Genomic DNA, 3,163 nt, shown 5'->3' with positions numbered 1-3,163 from the left:
AGTGGGTTCGGCGTCCGGTCTGTCCCTACAGAAGGACCCAGGTAGCACCGTTCCCACGCACACCCCCGCTCCCGACCCCCTCACCGACCACGGAACGTAATCGTCGACCCGACCCCGACCCCGACCCCGACCGGGACCGGGACCGCGACCCGGGCCGGGATAGAAGCGTGCGGACGTGGCAGCAGCGACGGTGACGGTGACGGTGACGGTGACGACCGCGGCGCGGTTCCACGGAACACCTTGATCACCGATCGGGGGCGGGTCGGGGACGGGGTTGTGCGCCGGCCGGGAACCGTCCGCGGGCCGGTCCGGCACCGTTCCGACCTGCCCGAAGGGTACTTCGCCGTCACCGGACCGGCCGTGGAGCCATCATAATGATCAATCAACCGGCATCGCGCATTAAAGATCAGTAGCTTGGACGGGTGTCAGATTCCGTGAGCTTCGACCGCATCGCCCACCGGTACGATGCCACCCGGGGCGGCGAGGAGCGGGGGCGGCTCGTCGCCGAGGCGGTCGGTCCTCGGTTGCCCGGGGAACGGTTGCTGGAGATCGGCGTGGGCACCGGGCTGATCTCGCGCGCCTTCGCCGAGCGGGGCCGGTCCGTGGTCGGCGTCGACCTGTCCGCTGCCATGCTCGCGCATGCCCACGAGCGTCTGCCCGGCCGGATCGTCCGCGCCGACGCGGCGGCCCTGCCGTTGCGCACCGGGGCCGTGGACGCCTGCCTCGCCGTGCACGTCCTGCATCTCGTCGGGGATCCCGATCGGGTCCTCGCCGAGGTTGCTCGGGTGCTGCGGCCGGGTGGCCTGCTCGCGGTCGTCGGCGTCGCGGAGCACGCTCAGCACAGCGACGTCACCGCCGTGCTGCGGGACCTGAACGAGGCGCTGTATGCTGATCTGATCGACCCCGCCGGGACCGGCCGGAGCTCCTGCTGCCGGCCGCCGAACGCAGCGGGCTGCGGCTGGTCGAGGAGTTCTTCTTCGCACAAGAGGAGCGGGAAACACTCACGCCGACCGAGGCCCGCGCGCAGATCGAGGGCCGGCTGTGGTCGACCCTGTGGGACCTCACGGACCGGCAGTGGGCGACGATCGTCGAACCGGCCGTCGCCGCGCTGCACCGGCTGCCCGAGCCCGACCGGCCCCGGCCGGGCGGCCGTCGTTCCCACGCGATGATCCTGCGACTGACCGACGCCGCCGGCCAGGGCGCGCCACCCCAGTAACCCTGACCAGCCAGTAACCCTGACCAGCCCTGCAGTGGCGCGGGTGCCACACGACAGCCGCCGCGGGATCTCACCTCAGGTGCCGAGCCTGCCAGGGGACAGCGAGCGGACCATCGGCAAACTCGGGGTCGGCACCGCTCCGAGCCAGAGCCGCACCTCGCGGGCGGTGCACAGCCGTACCACCCGGGCGGCCGCACCGTGCGTGTCGAGAGCCCGCAGCAGACGGGCCCGGCCGTCCCCCGGGTAGTTCCACAGCCAGCGAAGGAACACCAGGTCCAGCTTCTCAGGGCAGCCGGTGGCGGCGTCGGGACGGTTGCGGCCATGCCAGCGGGCCCAGCGGCGCACCACCCGGGCAATGGTGATCCGCCGCGGCAGGTCGAGGAAGACGATGAGCTCGGCGGCGGGGATACGCAGATCGAGCGTACCGCCGTAGTTGCCGTCCATCACCCAGGCCGGTTTCGCAACGAGGCTGGCGACGACGGCGCGCCACTCTTCCACCGGCGTCGCGACCCAGCCGGGCCGCCAGAAGTGCCGGTCGAGGTGCACCGCCGGCAGGCCGGACTGCCGTGCGAGCTCACGGGCGAGGGTGCTCTTGCCGGCGCCGCCGCTGCCGACGACGAGGACCCGCTGGACGTCGGGGGTCATCGACTGCGGGCCCTGCCGGCCCGTCCCGAGCGCATTCACAACGCCAGTGTCCCACCGGGGCGATCGTTCCGCGCGCGGAACGTGCCGCTTCGACCCACCCGTGCCCACCCGGATCGGGGCGTGCCAGGCGGCTACCCGGCGCCGAGCCTGCGCTGCGCCGGCCCAGCGGTCCCCATCAGGCGGTGAGGGTAATGAGAGCTCAACTGGGACGACTCAGCCGAGACCGCGGGAGTCCTGCTTGAGCGCCGTGTCGATGGTGAGGGCGGCGGCGACGACCAGGCTGTGCAGCGGCTGCGGCAACGGCCGGTGGATCTGGACGACGTAGTTGTCGGCCGTGGTGAACATCGTCCGCATGAGGCCCTCCCAGGTCTTGGTGACCCGGGCGACCTCGACGTCGGCGTGGTCGACGATCGAGAAGTTCCACGCCCGCCAGTTCTCCGCCTTGATCGCCCCGATCGTCGTGCCACCAGCCTGCAGATCGAACCTGATCCGACCGAAGACGTTCTGCTGCGCGATGACGCCGATTTCCGCGCCGTCCGGCAGCGAGACGATCACCTTGGACTTGAGCACCTTCGCCGGTCGGTGCAGGCGCAGCTGAACGGTGCCAGCGGCGTCGCGGACCTCGAGACGGTGGGAAAAGTACTGGTCCCAGGAGGTGAGCACCCGTGCAGCCTTCTTCAGCGCGCCCTGGCCGACCTCCACGACCGAGCCGATCTGGCGGCCGCCCTGGTCGAACACCGCGTACTCGTTCGTCACCTCGATGATCTTGGTCTTCTGGTTGACCACAAGCACGGGCTCGCTGAACAGCGTCCCGCCGCCCGGCCCCGCCGGTTGCACACCGGCCTGTTCCTGTACCTGCCGTTGCACCTGCTCGGCGTTGTAGTTGGTATGCACCGCACCCGGCTGCACGCCCAGCGGCGTGCCCCACGTCTGCCCCGGCACGGCCGCGCCCTGCCCCTGCCCGGCCCCGCCGTACTGGGCAGCCTCGCCGTACTGAGCAGCCTCGCCGTACTGGGCAACCCCGCCGTACTGGGCCTGTGGTGCCGCCGGCTGAATGTGCTCGGTCCACTGCTTGCCGTCCCACCATCGGGAACCGTGCTGCCCGCTCGGATCGGCGTACCAACCTGGCGGGACGGTCTGCGTCATGGCGCCACTTTGGCACCTTCCACCCGCACAAGGCCACACTGGCGCCGGTGTCCGGGTCCCGACTTGACATCCTCCCCTCCCTGGAGGGAGGGGATTCCCGGACCTCGCGATACGGGTTCCTGCTTCATAGACAGACACCTTCCCGCTCTAGTAGGA

The 3,163-nt window shown here is 70.9% G+C and carries 3 protein-coding genes; 1 reads left to right on the top strand and 2 read right to left on the bottom strand.

Annotated elements, in window-relative coordinates; genetic code table 11:
* Positions 1 to 422 precede the first annotated feature (422 nt).
* On the top strand, positions 423 to 1,169 hold the full coding sequence (locus tag G6R25_RS22870) for a class I SAM-dependent methyltransferase (protein ID WP_235949473.1): 747 nt from the start codon (positions 423 to 425) through the stop codon (positions 1,167 to 1,169).
* Between the two features lie 122 nt (positions 1,170 to 1,291).
* Here the strand turns inward: G6R25_RS22870 and G6R25_RS22865 are convergent, their stop codons facing one another.
* Positions 1,292 to 1,900 carry a P-loop NTPase family protein gene (locus tag G6R25_RS22865; protein WP_163554524.1) on the bottom strand — a complete coding sequence of 203 codons (609 nt, stop codon included), beginning with the start codon at positions 1,898 to 1,900 and terminating at the stop codon, positions 1,292 to 1,294.
* Between the two features lie 174 nt (positions 1,901 to 2,074).
* A complete protein-coding gene (locus G6R25_RS22860; protein WP_163554523.1) occupies positions 2,075 to 3,007 on the bottom strand; it encodes an LURP-one-related family protein in 933 nt (310 codons plus the stop codon).
* Positions 3,008 to 3,163: the final 156 nt, after the last annotated feature.

The sequence above is a fragment of the Candidatus Frankia alpina genome, from assembly GCF_902806485.1.
In the GTDB taxonomy this organism is placed as follows: domain Bacteria; phylum Actinomycetota; class Actinomycetes; order Frankiales; family Frankiaceae; genus Frankia; species Frankia alpina.
Note: the sequence above shows the minus strand (reverse complement) of the source record. Positions and strands in the feature narration are given on the sequence as shown.

Coding starts and splice junctions, on each gene's coding strand:
- G6R25_RS22860 (WP_163554523.1), bottom strand. CDS start 3,007: ATGACGCAGACCGTCCCGCCAGGTTGGTACGCCGATCCGAGCGGGCAG.